We start from the raw sequence: 16,193 nt of genomic DNA, 5'->3' as shown, positions 1-16,193 counted from the left end.
ACCCCCGGGCCGCGCAGGCAAGCCGGGCGGGTGAGGGCTGGGCTAAACTGCGACCCATGAACGAAATCAAGCCGCCCCCGCGCTCTCGCGGGATCTACCTGTTGCCCAACCTGTTCACCACGGCAGGCCTGTTTGCGGGGTTCTTCGCGATCATCGCCGCGGCCAACGGCCAGTTCGTCAACGCGGCCATCGCGGTGTTCGTGGCGGGCCTGATGGACGGCATCGACGGGCGGGTGGCGCGCCTGACCGGCACCAGCAGCGAATTCGGCGTGCAGTACGACTCGCTGGCCGACCTGGTCAGCTTCGGCCTGGCGCCGTCGCTGGTGATGTATCACTGGTCGCTGTCGGCGCTGAAGTTCGATGGCACCGTGATGGGACGCGTGGGCTGGGTAGTGGCGTTCCTGTACGCCGCCTGCGCGGCACTGCGGCTGGCCCGGTTCAACACCCAGGTGGGCACGGTGGACAAGCGCTGGTTCGTCGGCCTGGCCAGCCCAGCGGCGGCGGGCCTGATGATGTCCTTCGTGTGGGCGTTCGCCGATGGCGAACTGGGCTGGAGTGGTGAGGAACTGCGCTATGTGGCGCTGGCGGTCACCCTGGTCGCGGCGCTGCTGATGGTCAGCCGCATCCGCTTCTGGAGTTTCAAGGGCACGGGCGAGGGCGGGGCGAAGGCCGACCGCATTCCGTTCGTGGTGCTGGCACTGGTGCCGCTGGTGCTGGCGATCCTCTTCATCGACCTGCCGCGCACCCTGCTGGCGGTGGGCGTGGTGTATGCCGTGTCGGGACCGGGCCTGTGGCTGTGGCAGCGCATGCGCCGGCAGAAGGACGCCGCCGCGTGACGCTGGCGGCGGACCGCCTGTGGTCGGCCGAGCAGCAGGGCTGGTTGCGCGCGCTCGGTCACGCCGTCTACCTGCCGGCGGACTGGCCAACGGAGGCCGGGGCGCCCGCCGTGGCGGAAGCGCCTGCCGAACGCGCCGCAGCGGCCGATTCCGTGCCTGCCGTGCCTGCCGTGCCTGCACCTCGCGCACGTCCGCCCGCGCGCGCGACGATCGACACGCCGGAGCCGGTGCGTCCTGCATCCACGCCGCGGATGGGCGGCGGGAAGCTTCCGGACCGCCTGCACTTCGCGCTGATCCGCGCGTCGGGCTGCAATCCCAATGCGCCGGGCGCGGCGGAACTGTTCGCGCAATGGCCGAGTTCGGCCGAACTGCGCGGCAACCCGGCCGCCAAGCGCGCGCTGTGGCCCCGTCTGCGGCGGCTGCGTCGGAGCGCTTCGGAATGAGTGCGCTGGGCGTCGAGGCCTCACCGGTGTCCACGTCCAGCCTGCGGCCGATGCGCGAGGGCGATCTCGACGCAGTGATGGCCATCGAACAGCGCGCCTACCCGTTCCCGTGGACGCGCGGCATCTTCAAGGACTGCCTGAAGGCCGGCTACCCGTCATGGGTGCTGACCGAGCACGGACTGGTGATCGGCTACGGCCTGCTGAGCATCGCTGCCGACGAGGCGCATGTGCTGAACATCTGCATCGCGCCGGAGCGGCAGGGCCGCGGCCTGGGCCGGTATCTTCTGCGGGCGTTGGTGAAGATCGCCCGTGACCTGCGCGTGCAGCGCGTCTTCCTGGAAGTGCGCCCGTCCAATCCCGGCGCCATCTCGCTGTACCACAGCGAGGGCTTCAACGAGATCGGCCGTCGCCCGCGCTACTACCCCGCCCGCGACGGGCGCGAGGACGCCCTGGTGATGGCGATCGAACTGGTCGCCGACGACATCGCCACGATGCCGCCGCTGTAGGGCGGGCCCTGGTCCGCCGTCTGTCCGTCATTCCCGCGAACGCGGGAATCCATTCTGATTCCGGCTGCGCTGAAGAGACAACAGCAACGTCAACGTGGCTCCCGGCGTGCGCTGGGATGACGTCAACGGTCGGTGACACGGCGCGGGCTTTCCGTGCATCAAAGCCAGCGCCGCACGCGGGCCTGATACGCCTCGTAAGCGGCTCCGAACGTCGCCGAAAGCGCGCGCTCTTCCGGCAGGATCTGGTATCGGGTGACGTACGCCATGTACAACGGCGCACCAACCAACGCGGCGGGATGTTGCAGCCAGCAGGCCCAGGCGACCAGCATCAGCGCGTGTCCCATGTACATCGGATTGCGCGAGAGGCGATGCAGTCCGGTGAGTACCAGTACCCGAGACGATGCCGGGCGAAGCGGGTTCACCGTCGTGCCGACCCGGCCGAAAACAAGCTTAGGCCACAGGTTGGACAGCAGGCCGAGCGCTGCGAGCGACGCGACCAGCATCACGCGCAGCGATGACGGCAGGGCGATGATCCCCGCAGGGACTGCGTACGTGACTACCCAGGCGATGGCGCCACACAGCACCATCACCAGCGGAGGCGGAACGCGGGTATCCAGCCTGCTCAGAGCTTCGCGCGCTGCCCGTGCAGGGCGGCGAGCTGGTGGCTCCAGTCGACCAGGCGTTGGCGTTCCTGATCAACTACTGCGGGCGGGACCTTGTCGGTGAACTTGGCCAGCTTGGCTTCGCTCTTGTCCTTCTCGCCGGCGACGCGGGCGATTTCCTTGTCCAGACGCGCGCGTTCGGCGTCCAGGTCGACCAGGCCTTCCAGCGGCACCAGCAGTTTCAGTTCGCCCACCATGGCGGCGGCGGAGGCGGGCGCATCGGCGCCGGCGTCGAGCCACGCGATGTCGTCCAGCTTCAGCAGGAACGACAGCGACGGGGCGAAGCGCGCGATGCGGGCGCGGTCGTTGTCGTGACCATCCTGCAGCAGCAGGCGGATGGTCTTGCCCGGCGAGACGTTGAGCTCGCTGCGCACGCGGCGCAGCGTGGACACCATCGTCTTCAGCCATTCCACGTCGGCCTCGGCCTGCGCGAAATCCTGACCCGCGAAATCGCCTGCGGTCGGGTACGGGCGCAGCGAGACGGTGCCGCCGTCGATGCGCAGCTTCGGCGCGACCTGCTGCCACAGTTCCTCGGTGACGAACGGCGTCAGCGGATGCAGCAGGCGCAGCAGCGACTCCAGCACGTGCAACAGCGTGTGGCGGGTGCTGGCGGCGGCCGCCGGGTCATCGCCGTTCAATGCGGGCTTGGCCAGTTCGACGAACCAGTCGCAGAACTCGTTCCAGGCGAACTCGTACAGCGCCTGCGATAGCAGGTCGAAGCGGTAGGCGGCGAACTGGGTCTCGACCTCGGCGGTGACCTTGGCCAGGCGCGACAGGATCCACTTCTCGGCGTCCGTCTTCGGCTGCGGCGCACCGGTGGCGGTGAAGTCCTCGGTATTCATCAGCACGAAGCGGGTGGCGTTCCACAGCTTGTTGCAGAAATTCTTGTAGCCCTCGGCGCGGCCCATGTCGAACTTGATGTCGCGGCCGTGCGTCGCCAGCGCGGCGATGGTGAAGCGCAGTGCGTCGGCGCCGTGCGGCACGATGCCGTCCGGGAACTCCTTGCGCGTGGCCTTCTCGATCTTCTCCGCCATCTTCGGCTGCATCAGGCCGCCGGTGCGCTTGGCCACCAGGTCTTCCAGCGAGATGCCGTCGATGATGTCGAGCGGGTCCAGTACGTTGCCCTTCGACTTGGACATCTTCTGGCCGTCCTTGTCGCGGATCAGGCCGGTCATGTAGACGTCGCGGAACGGCACCTGGCCGACGAAGCTGTCGGTGGCCATGACCATGCGCGCCACCCAGAAGAAGATGATGTCGAAGCCGGTGACCAGCACCGACGACGGCAGGTAGCGGTCGAATCCGCGCGCCTTCATCGCGTCCGCATCCGGCCAGCCCATCGTGCTGAACGGCCACAGCTGCGAGGAGAACCAGGTCTCCAGCACGTCGCTGTCCTGCGTGAGCACGACATCGGCGGACAGCCCGGCTTTCGCGCGCGCCTCGGCCTCGTCGCGACCGACGTAGCACGTGCCCGCCTCGTCGAACCACGCCGGGATGCGGTGGCCCCACCAGAGCTGGCGGCTGATGCACCAGTCCTGGATGTTCTCCATCCAGTGGCGGTAGGTGTTGATCCAGTTCGGCGGGACGAACTTCACCTCGCCGGACTCGACGAGCTCCAGACCGCGCTTGGCCAGCCCGTCCATCTTCACGAACCACTGGTCGGTCAGATAGGGCTCGATGACCTGGCCGGTGCGGTCGCCGCGCGGCACCTGCAGCTTGTGCGGCTTGGTCTCGACCAGCCGGCCGAGGTCTTCGAGGTCCGCGAGCACGACCTTGCGTGCTTCGTAGCGATCCAGGCCGCGATACTTTTCGGGCGCGTTGTCGTTGATCGCCGCCGTCGGCGTCAGCAGGTTGATCAATGGCAGGTCGTGGCGCAGACCCACCTGGTAGTCGTTGAAGTCGTGCGCGGGCGTGACCTTGACCACGCCCGTGCCGAACTCGCGGTCGACGTACTCGTCGGCGATCACCGGAATCTCGCGGTCTGTCAGCGGCAGCTTCACGGTCTTGCCGATCAGGTGTGCGTAGCGCTCGTCTTCCGGATGCACCATCACGGCGGTATCGCCGAGCATGGTTTCCGGACGCGTCGTGGCGACCACCAGCGAACCGCTGCCGTCGGCCAGCGGGTAGTCGATCGACCACAGGAAGCCGTCTTCCTCGACGTTCTCCACTTCCAGGTCGGAGATCGCGGTCTTCAGCACCGGGTCCCAGTTGACCAGACGCTGACCGCGGTAGATCAGGCCCTGCTCATGCCAGCGCACGAAGGCTTCGATGACCGCGGCCGATGCCTGCTCGTCCATCGTGAACGTGCTGCGCGACCAGTCGCCCGACGCCCCCATGCGGCGCATCTGCCGTTCGATGGTGTCGCCGGACTGCGCCTTCCACTCCCACACCTTGGCGATGAAGCCGTCGCGGCCCAGCGAATCGCGCGTCTCGCCCTTGCCTTCCTGCGCCAGGTTGCGGCTGACGACCATTTCCGTGGCGATGCCGGCATGGTCGGTGCCCATCTGCCACAGCGTGTCGTAGCCGCGCATGCGGTGGTAGCGCACCAGCGCATCCATCAGCGTGTGCTGGAACGCATGGCCCATGTGCAGCGTGCCGGTGACGTTCGGCGGCGGCAGCAGCACGGTGTAAGGCTGGCCTTCGCCACGAGGCTTGAAGTAGCCGGCGGCTTCCCACTGCGCGTACAGACGGGATTCGAAGGATTTGGGGTCGTAGCTGGAGGCGAGGGACATAGGGCGAGTAGAGAGTGTCGAGGAGTGAGGAGTGAGTAGGCGAAGCGGGAAGAGGAGACCTGTTGCTCACTCCTCACTCCTCTCCGCTCGATTCTCGCTCTTACATGTCGTGCTTGTTCACGTCAAAGCCACGTGCCTTGTACTGCTTCCAGCGCTCGCGCAGCGGCTCGCGCGCGGACGGGTCGGCGGGTACGACTTCCAGTACGCGCTCGCAGGCGCCGGCAAAGGCGTCGTCGCGCAGGTTGATCACCAGCGCGCGCGCCGGGACGTCGACCTCGGGCGTAGCGATCAGCACGGGCGTCAGCTCGTCCTCTTCGTCGCCGGCGATCTGGTGCGGGATGTAGGCGTCCGGATCGAACTCCCACAGCAGCTCGTCCAGTTCCTCCGCCTGCGCGGCATCGCGCGCCAGGATCAGCGTCCACTGGTTGCTGTCGTAGGCCTTGCGGGTCAGCTCGCAGACCAGCTTGAGCGGCTCCTCGAGGAAACGCGGCTTGGCGATCAGGTAGAAGTCGGCGCGAGGCATAGAAGGCAGGAGTGAGTGGGGAGGAGTGAGAAGTGAGGGGGAGCAACGCTTTGCTCACTCCTCACTTCTCTGCGCTCACTTCTCAACGCGGTCCAGCAGCCACTGGCTCAGCAGGCCGACCGGGCGACCGGTGGCCATGCCGCGCTTGCCTTCGTCGTTGGCCACGCCGGCGATGTCCAGGTGCGCCCAGCGCTGGCCTTCGGTGAAGCGGGCCAGGAAGCAGCCGGCGGTGATCGCGCCGGCCCAGCGGCCGCCGATGTTGTAGACATCGGCGAAGCTGGATTCGAGCTGGGTCTGGTACTCGTCCCACAGCGGCAGGCGCCAGGCGCGGTCGAAGACGGTCTCGCCGGCGCCCAGCAGTTCGTTGCTGAGGTCGTCGTGCTTGCTCATCAAGCCGCTGGCGTAGCGGCCCAGCGCCACGATGCAGGCGCCGGTCAGCGTGGCCACGTCGACCAGGGCGGCCGGCTTGAAGCGCTCGGCGTAGGTCAGCGCGTCGCAGAGGATCAGGCGGCCTTCGGCATCGGTGTTGCCGACCTCGATGGTCTTGCCGGACATGCTGGTGATGACGTCGGACGGACGATAGGCGTTGCCGTCGATGGCGTTCTCCACCGCCGGCACGATCACCACCAGGTTCAGCGGCAGCTTCATCTTCACGGCGGCCACGAAGGTGCCGAGGACGCTGCCCGCGCCCAGCATGTCGTACTTCATTTCCTCGATGCCGCCCTGGGTCTTCAGGTTGACGCCACCGGTGTCGAAGGTGATGCCCTTGCCGACCAGCACGTAGGGCTTGGCGTCGGCGTCGCCGGCACCGTTCCACTTCAGCACGATCAGGTGCGGCCGGTTGACCGAACCGCGGGCGACCGCCAGCAGCGAGCCCATGCCGAGCGCTTCCATCTGCGCTTCGTCGAGGATCTCGGCCTCGGCGCCGTTCTCCGCGGCGTACTGCTGCGCCTGTTCGGCCAGGTAGGCCGGCGTGCAGATGTTCGGCGGCAGGTTGCCCAGCTCGCGGGTGACCTGCACGCCGGCGGCGATGGCGATGCCCTGCGCCAGCGCGTCCGCATCGTCGCCGGTGATGGCGAACTGCGTCAGGCCCGGATCGTCGTTCTTCTTCTTGCCCAGCGTGGCGGTGTAGCGGTAGCACGCGTGGTCGGCGGCGATCACGGCCTGGCGGATCTTCCACGCGGCGTCGCGATCCTTGACCGCCACGTCGGACAGGGTGAACAGCGCGCTGCGGACCGGGCCGAGCTTGAGCGCGCGGGCGGCGTCCCCCACGGCCTTCAGGTACTGCGCCACGCCGAACTTGGCCGTCTCACCCAGGCCCACCACCAGCACGCGCGGCGCGGTCACGCCGGGCAGGTCGTGCAGCAGGGTGGTCTTGCCGGTCTTGCCGCCAATGTCGCCCCGCTGGACCAGCGCCGACAGCTTGCCGCCGCTGGCCGCGTCCACGGCCTGCGCGGCGGCGGTCAGGCTCTTGTCGGCATAGGCGCCTACCACGATGCAATCGACGCCGGCCTGGGCGGGGGCTTCGTGGTTCAGGGTGAATTCCAGCGTCATTGATCAGATTCCCGGTTCATTTACGTACAATCGCGGGCCGGATGAAGGTGGCGGATGCCATCCCGGACCGCAGAGACCGCCGCCGCAGGCGCGGCGCACAAGCCCGAGATTGTAGATCAAGCCCCCCTGATGCCGAAGCTGGACCGCTACCTCTTCCGGGAATTCACCCAGAGCTTCCTGGCCACCCTGATCATCCTGCTGATGGTCAGCGTGGGCGGCGTGATGGCGGACCTGCTGGGCGACGTGGCCGACGGCAAGGTGCCGGCGCGCCTGCTGCTGTCCCAGCTGGGCCTGCAGTTCCTCAACTACATGCCCTACATCATCCCGCTGGCGCTGATGCTGGGCCTGCTGCTGGCGTTTTCACGCCTGTACCGGGATTCGGAGATGGCGGTGCTGACGGCGGCCGGCATTGGACCGCGCCGCCTGCTGCGGCCGCTGCTGATGCTGGTGGTGCCGGTGGTGGTCATCGTCGGCCTGTGCTCGCTGTGGCTGGGCCCGTGGGCGCTGCGCACGGCGCAGAACATGCTGGAACACGCCAACCGCAGCCTGGTGGTGTCCGGCCTGGATGCCGGCAAGTTCACCGTGCTGTCCAGCGGCGCGGTGGTGTATGTGAGCGCGCTGTCGCCGGACGGCACCGGGCTGAGCAAGGTGTTCATGCACCGCGCGGACGAGGGCCGCATCGACGTGGTGACGGCGAAGTCCGGGCAGATGTTCTTCGAAGGCGAGCGCAACCGCTACCTGCGGCTGGACGATGGTTTCCGGGTCGAGGGGCCGGATGGCGCGGGCCTGGATTACCGGCTGATCCGCTACAAGTCCAACGAAGTGGCGCTGCCGGACCGGGCCGACACTCTGGACAAGGACGATCCCGCGCTGTTGCCGACGCCCCAACTGCTGGCAGACGCCCGCCCGCAGGCCAATGCCCAGATCCACGCCCGCCTGACCCCGCCGCTACTGGCACTGGCCTTCGCCCTGCTGACCCTGCCGCTGTCGCGCAGTTCGCCGCGGCAGACCCGCTATGGACGGGTGATGCTGGGATTCCTGGCCTACCTGGTGGGCATCAGCCTGATGTTCAACGGCACCCAGCTGCTGGCCGACGGCAAGCTGCCGGGTCTGGTCGGCCTGTGGTGGCTGAGCCTGCCGCTGCTGGCCGGTGCCCTCTGGTTCTACCTGCGTGATGGACGGCTGTCGCGGCCGCGGAGGCACGCATGAGGCTGTTGCCGCGCCTGCACGACACCTACGTGGGCCAGGTGGTCCTGGTCACCGTGCTGCTGACCTGGGCCGTGCTGGTGGGCCTGGACGTGGTGATGGCGCTGTCCGGCGAGATCGGCGATCTGGGCACCGGCAACTACACCTTCGGCCATGCCGTCGCGTGGGTGCTGTACACCGTGCCGCGCCGCGCCTACACCATGTTTCCCACGGCAGCGGTGATCGGTTCGCTGATGGGTCTGGGCCAGCTGGCGGCGAGCTCCGAGCTGACCGCGTTGCGTGCGCTTGGCCTGTCGCGCCTGCGTCTGAGCGTGTCGGTCGCCGCGGCACTGGGCATCCTGACCGTGCTGATGATGTTCAGCGGCGAGACGCTGGGCCCCTGGGGCCAGCGCCAGGCCGATGTGCTGAAGATGGCCGCGCGCACCGGCAACGTCGCGATGGACCGCTATTCCGGCGTGTGGGCGCGCGAAGGCAACACCTTCCTGTACGCGCAGAGTGGCGAAGAGAAGGACCAGGGCGGCGGCAAGGTGTCGCTGCAGCTGCGCGACGTGCGCATGTACGAACTGGCGGACGACGGGCGTCTGGCGTCCATCGCGCACGCCGCCATCGCCGAACACCTGGACGGCTACTGGCTGCTGAAGAACGTGCGCCGGACTACCTTCAAGGAGCGCTCGGCCGTGCAGACCACGGTGCTGGGGGAACGCTGGGAGTCGGAGCTGGACGCCGCCGTGCTGTCGTCCAGCCTGGTGCGCGCGCGCAACATGCCCACCCGCGAGCTGAGCCAGAACATCGACTACCGCAAGCGCAACGGCCTGGATGCGCGCGATTACGAAGACCAGTACTGGGCGCGTTGGTTCTACCCGCTCAACGTGCTGGCGCTGTGCCTGGCCGCCATCCCGTTCGCGTTCGGCAGCCTGCGCAGCGGCGGCATGGGCAAGCGGCTGTTCCTCGGCATCGTGTTTGCCGTGGGCTTCTACGTGCTGCAGACCATGTTCGTGCGGTTGGCCGGTGCGTTCCGGCTCGACTACCGTCTCGCCTACGCCATTCCGCCGTTCGCCCTGCTGGGTATTTCCTGGCTGATGTTCCGGCGCCGGAGCCGCTGACGCGCGGTCAGACGCGCTTCGGCAGCCGCACCAGCCGCGTGCCGCTGAATCGGTCGTGGAAGGTCAGCCGCTCCCGGTCCAGCCACGCCCACCAGAAGCCCAGGCCGCCGGCCAGTGTCGAGACGGTCGCCAGCGCGTAGCGGCGCCACAGCGCAGCCAGCGTCGGTGCGTTGCCGTCGGGCGCGACGACCTTCAGCCGCCACGGCCGCATGCCCAGGGTCTGCCCGCCACGCAGCCAGCTGAAGGTGGCGTACAGGCCTGCGGCGCCCCAGCAGCAGGACCAGAGCAGCCACCACATGAGGCTGTAGGGTTCGATGTTGTGGCGGATGTTGTCGGTGGCGACGGCGTCGACGATCACGAACGGGACCGCGACGGCGATCCAGAGCGCCAGCACCGGCCAGACGTCGTAGAGCAGCGCGAGCAGGCGCCAGCCGATCAGCGCGCGGGGTTTTTCGGGCGTGGGAGCGGAATCCGTCATCGCGACAGGATACCGGCTAAGCCCAAGCAAGCTCCCTTGGTGTTGCGGGAGCGACGTCAGTCGCGATGACCGGTCGAAAGGATGCTCTTTCGCGACTGACGTCGCTCCCACAAGAAGCAGGCGCATCCAGACGCCGGATGCATCGCCTAAGCTAGCCCCATGACCGCCCGCACGCCCGCCGAACGCCGCCAACAGGTGAACGCCCTGCCGCCCGTTCCCGACGCGGATGCCGCCGACATCGCCAGCTTCCTGGATGCGATCTGGGCCGAAAGCGGTCTCGCGCGGCCGTCGCTGGACAGCTACCGGCGTGACCTGGAAGGCTTCGCCCGCTGGCGCAACGGGCGTGAAGGCGGCCTGGCCGCTGCGGATCGCCCGGCGCTGTTCGACTACCTGGCCTGGCGCACGCGCGAGGGCTATTCGCCGCGCAGCAACGCGCGTTTGCTGTCGGCCCTGCGCGCGTTCTTCGCGCATCGGCTGCGCCGTGGCCAGCGCCGCGACGACCCGACCGCGCTGCTCGACCCGCCGCGGCTTCCGCGCTCGCTGCCCAAAGCGCTGGCGGAGACCGAGATCGACGCGCTGCTGGCGGCCCCGGATACCGCCACGCCGCTCGGCCTGCGCGACCGCGCGATGCTGGAACTGATGTACGCCGCCGGCCTGCGGGTCAGCGAACTGGTCACGCTGCCCGCCACTGCGGTCAACCTGCGGCAGGGCGTGCTGCGGGTCACCGGCAAGGGCAGCAAGGACCGGCTGGTACCGCTGGGCGAGGAGTCGCAGCACTGGCTGGAAACCTACCTGGCGCAGTCGCGGCCGGCCTTGGCCGGTAAGCGCAGCGTGCCGTTCCTGTTCCTGGGCACCACCGCCGAACCGCCGACCCGGCAGCAATTCTGGGGTCTGGTAAAGCGCTACGCTGCGGCGGCCGGCATCGATCCGGTCCGCATCAGCCCGCACGGGCTGCGGCACAGCTTCGCCACCCACCTGCTCAACCGCGGCGCCGACCTGCGCGCGCTACAGTTGCTGCTGGGCCACAGTTCGCTGTCGACCACGCAGATCTACACACTGGTGGCGCGCGAGCACCTGAAACAGCTGCACGGCCGCCACCACCCGCGTGCATGAGCCAGCGTGCGCAGCAGGCCGGTTAAGCCGCCTGCCCGCCGGCCTGTGCCAGAATCCCCGCCTGTTCCTGCCAGCCTGCCGCCCTGCGGCCTATCCGGATGCCCTTGATGCCCCGCCTGATCACCGCCGCCCTGCTGGGTGCCCTCAGCCTGTCCGCCTGCGCCCAGGCCCCGCAACCGCCGGCCAAGGGCGAGGCCGCCGCGGCCACGCCGGCGCCGGCACCCCAGTTCAAGCCCGGGCAGGGGGCCACCGCCGACGAGCGCGCGCGGTCCGCCGTGGCGCAGTTGAACCCGCGGGCCACCGTCGACTATGTCGGTGCCGCGCCACTGCCGGGGTTCCGGGAAGTCATCGCCGGCGGGCAGTTGCTGTACATCAGCGACGATGGCCGCTACCTGATGCAGGGCGCTGTGCTGGACCTGCAGCAGCAGGAAGACCTGATGCAGAACAGCGCGGCCCTGGCGCAGCACCGCAGCAAGCTGATCGCCACCATCCCGCACAGCGAAAAGATCGTCTTCGCGCCGCCGAACGCCAAGTACACGGTCACCGTGTTCACCGACATCGAATGCGGCTACTGCCGCAAGCTGCACGAGGAAATCGCCGAGATCAACCGCCAGGGCATCGCGGTGGAATACCTCGCGTTCCCGCGCATGGGCCTGGGCAGCCAGGACCACAAGGACATGATCTCGGTCTGGTGCGCCCCCGACCGCAAGCGCGCGCTGACCGATGCCAAGGCCGGCAAGTCGATCGCCTCGCGCGACTGCAAGAATCCGGTGACCATGGAGTTCGACGTCGGCCAGCGCGTCGGCGTCAGTGGTACCCCGGCCATCTTCTCGGCCGAGGGCGTGCAGCTGGGCGGCTACCTGCCGCCGGCCGCCCTGCGGGCCAAACTGGACGAACTGGCCGCGAAAAAGGCCCCGGCCGCCGCCGCCGGCGCCGCTCCCTGACCCGAACGAAGCCGGCCCCGCGCCGGCTTCGCTACAATAGCGGGCCCCGTCTGACGGCACGCCCCCACGGTTCCGGACATGATCGTCCTCGAAGGCCAACCGGCCTTGTCGCACTTCCGCCGCGCGCGGCTCGAATCCAGGCTCCAGTCCATTGCTCCTGCTGTCCACGCTTCTAACGTGCGTGTTCGCGGTGCCTGGCATGTCTATTTCATCGAACCCGAGGCCGGCGCCGCGCCGGACCTGGCCACGCTGCGCCGCATCCTGCAGGCCAGCGAACAGGACGAGCCGCTGGCCGACGGCGCCGTCTCGCGCTTCGTCACCCCGCGCCTGGGCACGCTGTCGCCCTGGGCCAGCAAGGCCACCGAACTGCTGCGCGGCGCCGGCCAGCCGGTGAAGCGCGTCGAGCGCGGGATGCGCATCGATCTGGAAGGCTGGAACGAAGCCTCGCCCGCGCTCGCCAGGGCGCTGCACGACCCGATGACGCAGTCGCTGCTGTCCACGCGCGAACAGGCCTCGGCCCTGTTCACCGCGCCGGCGCGTGGCGAGCTGGAACGCATTCCGCTGGCGCAGCTGGAAGCCGCCAACCGCCGGCTGGGCCTGGCGCTGGCCGACGACGAGATCGACTACCTGCGCGAGCGCTACACCGAGCTGGGCCGCGATCCGTCGGACGTCGAGCTGATGATGTTCGCGCAGGCGAATTCGGAGCATTGCCGCCACAAGATCTTCAACGCCAGCTGGACCATCGACGGCAAGGACCAGGACCGGTCGTTGTTCCGCATGATCAAGCACACCCACGCGCAGACGCCGGAGCACACGCTCAGCGCGTACAGCGACAACGCGGCGGTGGTGGAAGGTTATCCGGCGGCGCGCTTCCGTCCCGACGGCAGCGGCCAGTATCGGCTCGAGGCGACGCTGGATTCGGCGTTCTGCATCAAGGTGGAAACGCACAACCATCCGACCGCGATCGCGCCGTTTCCCGGCGCCAGCACCGGCGCCGGTGGCGAGATCCGCGACGAGGGCGCGACCGGCCGCGGCGGCAAGCCGAAGGCCGGCCTGACCGGCTTCTCGGTCTCTCACCTGCGCATCCCCACGCTGCCGCAGCCCTGGGAGGCACCGCGCGCGCTGAACCCGCGCATGGCGCCGGCGCTGGAGATCATGCTGGACGGCCCGCTCGGCGGCGCCGCGTTCAACAACGAATTCGGCCGGCCCAATCTGCTGGGCTACTTCCGCAGCTTCGAGCTGCCCGAAGGCGAGGGCCTGACCCGCGCCTACGACAAGCCGATCATGCTGGCCGGCGGACTGGGCGCGATCGACCGCATCCAGGTGGAGAAGAAGACCCTGTCGCCCGGCGATGCGGTGATCGTGCTCGGCGGTCCGGCCATGCTGATCGGCCTGGGCGGCGGCGCCGCCAGTTCGGTCGCCTCCGGCGAGAGCGCCGAAGAGCTGGATTTCGCCAGCGTGCAGCGCGACAACCCCGAGATGGAGCGCCGCTGCCAGGAAGTCATCGACCGCTGCGTGGCGATGGGCGACAACAACCCGATCCTGTGGTTCCACGACGTCGGCGCCGGCGGCCTGTCCAATGCCATTCCCGAACTGCTGCACGACTCCGGCGTGGGTGGCGTGATCGACCTGGGCAAGGTGCCCAGCGACGATCCCTCGCTGTCGCCGATGCAGCTGTGGTGCAACGAATCGCAGGAGCGCTACGTGCTGGGCGTGCCGCAGGCGCGGCTGGCCGAGTTTGCGGCGATCTGCGAGCGCGAGCGGTGTCCGTTCGCGGCGGTGGGTGTGGCGACGAAGGAAGAACACCTGGTGGTTGCCTATGGCGCCACGCCGGGCAACACCCCGTCCGATGCACCGATCGACCTGCCGATGGACGTGCTGTTCGGCAAGGCGCCGAAGATGCACCGCGACACCGGCTATCCGCGCGCGCCGACGTGGCCCGCCCTGCAGACCGAAGGCCTGGACCTGCGCGAAGCCGGCCTGCGCGTGCTCGCGCATCCGACCGTCGCGTCCAAGCAGTTCCTGATCACCATCGGCGACCGCAGCGTCGGCGGCCTGACCGCGCGCGACCAGCTGGTCGGTCCGTGGCAGATGCCGGTCGCCGACTGTGCTATCACGCTGACCGGTTACGAAGGGTATGTGGGCGAAGCGATGGCCATCGGCGAACGCACGCCGCTGGCGCTGCTGGATGCTGCCGCGGCCGCGCGCATGGCCGTCGGTGAGGCCATCACCAACCTCTGCGCCGCGCCGGTCGAATCGCTGCACCGCGTGAAGCTGTCGGCCAACTGGATGGCCGCCGCCGGCCATCCCGGCGAAGACGCGCTGTTGTTCGATGCGGTGAAGGCCGTCGGCATGGAGCTGTGCCCGGACCTGGACATCAGCATCCCGGTCGGCAAGGACTCGCTGTCGATGCAGGCGCAGTGGCCTGTGAGTAGTGATTCGCAATTGGTGATTGGTGAAACGCAAGGCCAAGGCGACAGCGAAGCCAACATCACGAATCACGAATCACGAATCACCCACCACAAATCCGTCTCCCCCGTCTCCCTCATCATCAGCGCCTTCGCCCCAGTCACCGACGTGCGCCAGCAGCTCACGCCGCTGCTGTCGCGCGAAGACGACAGCGAGCTGTGGCTGATCGGCCTGGGCGCGGGCAAGAAGCGCCTGGGCGGTTCGGTGCTGGCGCAGGTGTATCCGCAGTCCGGTGGCGACGGTGTCTGGCCGGCGTTCGCCGGGGATGGCCGCGACGAAAGCGTGCCGGATCTCGACGACCCGCAGCGCCTGCGCGACTTCTTCCACCTGATCGCCGATGCGCGCGAATCGGGCCTGCTGCTGGCCTACCACGACCGCAGCGACGGCGGTGCGTTCGCCGCGCTGTGCGAAATGGCCTTCGCCTCGCATCGCGGCTTGGACATCAACCTCGACGGCTGGGGCGACGACGCGTTCCGCACGCTGTTCGCCGAAGAACTGGGTGCGGTGGTGCAGGTGGCGGATGAAGATCGTGCCGCGTTCGCCGACCTGGTCGAGCGCCATGCGCTGATCGAATGCGCGCAGCGCATCGCGCGCCCGACCACGGCGTCGGTGGTGCGCGTGCAGCAGAATGACGAGGTGCTGGCCGAGTGGCGCTGGGAAGAGCTGTTCGATGCCTGGTGGTCGGTCACCCATGCCATGCAGAAGCTGCGCGACAACCCGGATGCCGCCGATGAAGAGCGTGAGACCGCGCGCCAGTTCGGTCGCACGGGCCTGAAGCCGAAGCTGTCCTTCGACGCCGGCGACGATGTCGCCGCGCCGTTCATCGTCACCGGCAAGCGCCCGAAGGTCGCGATCCTGCGCGAGCAGGGCGTCAACGGCCAGATCGAGATGGCCTCGGCATTCGCGCGCGCCGGGTTCGACGCTTTCGACGTGCACATGAGCGACCTGATCAGCGGCCGCGTGGCGCTGGACGGCTTCAGCGGCCTGGCCGCGTGCGGCGGTTTCAGCTACGGCGACGTGCTGGGCGCCGGTCGTGGCTGGGCGACCTCGATCCTGGAGCGCAGCGCATTGCGCGATGCCTTCGCGGCGTTCTTTGCGCGGCCGGACACGTTCTCGCTGGGCGTGTGCAATGGCTGCCAGATGATGAGCCAGTTGAAGGACATCATCCCCGGTGCGCAGCACTGGCCGGTATTCCTGCGCAACCAGAGCGAGCAGTTCGAGGCGCGCGTGGCGCTGCTGGAAGTGCAGGACTCGCCGTCGGTGTTCTTCCGCGGCATGGCCGGCTCGCGCATCCCGGTGGCGGTGGCGCACGGCGAGGGCCGCGCCGCGTTCGCCGGCACGGTCGACCAGGCCGCCGCGCGCACGGCGCTGCGCTACGTGGATGGCGACGGCGCGGTGGCGACGACGTATCCGCTGAATCCGAACGGTTCGCCCGACGGCATCGCCGGCCTGACCAGCGACGACGGCCGCGCGACCATCCTGATGCCGCATCCCGAGCGCACCCCGCGCAGCGTCAACCACAGCTGGCATCCGGCCGGTTGGCCGGACGACTCGCCGTGGCTGCGGATGTTCCGCAACGCGCGGGTGTGGGTGGGATGACCACGATGGCCCGCGATGCGTCGCGGGC

General features: G+C 68.8%; 13 protein-coding genes. 8 read left to right on the top strand and 5 right to left on the bottom strand.

Translation table 11 applies throughout. From position 1 onward, the window contains the following. Positions 1-56: 56 nt before the first annotated feature. Genes pssA through rimI form a run of 3 tightly spaced genes read left to right on the top strand, consistent with a single transcriptional unit; the run spans position 57 to position 1,785 of the window. Positions 57-836, top strand: coding sequence for a CDP-diacylglycerol--serine O-phosphatidyltransferase (pssA, locus tag ASD77_RS02395; RefSeq protein ID WP_055936795.1), 780 nt, complete (start codon positions 57-59; stop codon positions 834-836). Positions 837-838: 2 nt separating this feature from the next. Then, positions 839-1,279, top strand: a complete 441-nt coding sequence (locus tag ASD77_RS02390) for a hypothetical protein (protein WP_055940908.1) — start codon at positions 839-841, stop codon at positions 1,277-1,279. Beyond that, positions 1,276-1,785 carry a ribosomal protein S18-alanine N-acetyltransferase gene (rimI, locus tag ASD77_RS02385; RefSeq protein ID WP_055936792.1) on the top strand — a complete coding sequence of 170 codons (510 nt, stop codon included), beginning with the start codon at positions 1,276-1,278 and terminating at the stop codon, positions 1,783-1,785. Before ASD77_RS02390 ends, rimI begins: the two co-directional genes overlap by 4 nt. A 158-nt stretch (positions 1,786-1,943) precedes the next feature. Here the strand turns inward: rimI and ASD77_RS02380 are convergent, their stop codons facing one another. The 4 genes from ASD77_RS02380 to ASD77_RS02365 all read right to left on the bottom strand — a co-directional run bounded on the left by ASD77_RS02380 (position 1,944) and on the right by ASD77_RS02365 (position 7,253). Next, positions 1,944-2,372, bottom strand: a complete 429-nt coding sequence (locus ASD77_RS02380; RefSeq protein WP_055936789.1) for an isoprenylcysteine carboxylmethyltransferase family protein — start codon at positions 2,370-2,372, stop codon at positions 1,944-1,946. Positions 2,373-2,407: 35 nt separating this feature from the next. Continuing rightward, positions 2,408-5,176 carry a valine--tRNA ligase gene (locus tag ASD77_RS02375; protein ID WP_055936786.1) on the bottom strand — a complete coding sequence of 923 codons (2,769 nt, stop codon included), beginning with the start codon at positions 5,174-5,176 and terminating at the stop codon, positions 2,408-2,410. Positions 5,177-5,276: 100 nt separating this feature from the next. Beyond that, the gene (locus ASD77_RS02370; protein WP_055936783.1) at positions 5,277-5,699 is read right to left on the bottom strand and encodes a DNA polymerase III subunit chi; all 423 of its coding nucleotides are present in this window, start codon (positions 5,697-5,699) and stop codon (positions 5,277-5,279) included. Positions 5,700-5,774: 75 nt separating this feature from the next. Continuing rightward, on the bottom strand, positions 5,775-7,253 hold the full coding sequence (locus ASD77_RS02365; RefSeq protein WP_055936781.1) for a leucyl aminopeptidase: 1,479 nt from the start codon (positions 7,251-7,253) through the stop codon (positions 5,775-5,777). A 129-nt stretch (positions 7,254-7,382) separates the two neighbouring features. Here ASD77_RS02365 and lptF point away from each other — a divergent pair, with 129 nt between their 5' ends. Then, entirely contained in the window at positions 7,383-8,462 is a 1,080-nt protein-coding gene (gene lptF, locus ASD77_RS02360; protein ID WP_055936778.1) for an LPS export ABC transporter permease LptF, read from the top strand. Beyond that, on the top strand, positions 8,459-9,562 hold the full coding sequence (lptG, locus tag ASD77_RS02355; RefSeq protein ID WP_055936775.1) for an LPS export ABC transporter permease LptG: 1,104 nt from the start codon (positions 8,459-8,461) through the stop codon (positions 9,560-9,562). The genes lptF and lptG overlap by 4 nt, the downstream gene beginning before the upstream one ends. Before the next feature lie 7 nt (positions 9,563-9,569). On the opposite strand, the gene ASD77_RS02350 is transcribed toward lptG, so the two are convergent. Beyond that, on the bottom strand, positions 9,570-10,040 hold the full coding sequence (locus ASD77_RS02350) for an RDD family protein (protein WP_055936771.1): 471 nt from the start codon (positions 10,038-10,040) through the stop codon (positions 9,570-9,572). 159 nt (positions 10,041-10,199) lie between these two features. Here ASD77_RS02350 and xerD point away from each other — a divergent pair, with 159 nt between their 5' ends. The 3 genes from xerD (at position 10,200) to purL (ending at position 16,165) form a co-directional block, all read left to right on the top strand. Next, complete coding sequence (xerD, locus tag ASD77_RS02345; RefSeq protein WP_055936768.1) at positions 10,200-11,153, top strand: site-specific tyrosine recombinase XerD; 954 nt, start codon at positions 10,200-10,202, stop codon at positions 11,151-11,153. Between the two features lie 107 nt (positions 11,154-11,260). Next, positions 11,261-12,097, top strand: a complete 837-nt coding sequence (locus ASD77_RS02340; protein ID WP_055936765.1) for a DsbC family protein — start codon at positions 11,261-11,263, stop codon at positions 12,095-12,097. A 78-nt stretch (positions 12,098-12,175) separates the two neighbouring features. Beyond that, positions 12,176-16,165 carry a phosphoribosylformylglycinamidine synthase gene (purL, locus tag ASD77_RS02335; RefSeq protein WP_055936762.1) on the top strand — a complete coding sequence of 1,330 codons (3,990 nt, stop codon included), beginning with the start codon at positions 12,176-12,178 and terminating at the stop codon, positions 16,163-16,165. The last annotated feature ends 28 nt before the right edge of the window (positions 16,166-16,193 follow it).

This window comes from Pseudoxanthomonas sp. Root65 (assembly GCF_001427635.1).
Classification (GTDB): Bacteria; Pseudomonadota; Gammaproteobacteria; order Xanthomonadales; family Xanthomonadaceae; genus Pseudoxanthomonas_A.
The sequence above is the reverse complement of the archived record's forward strand: the minus strand, read 5'-3'. Positions and strand labels throughout refer to the sequence as shown.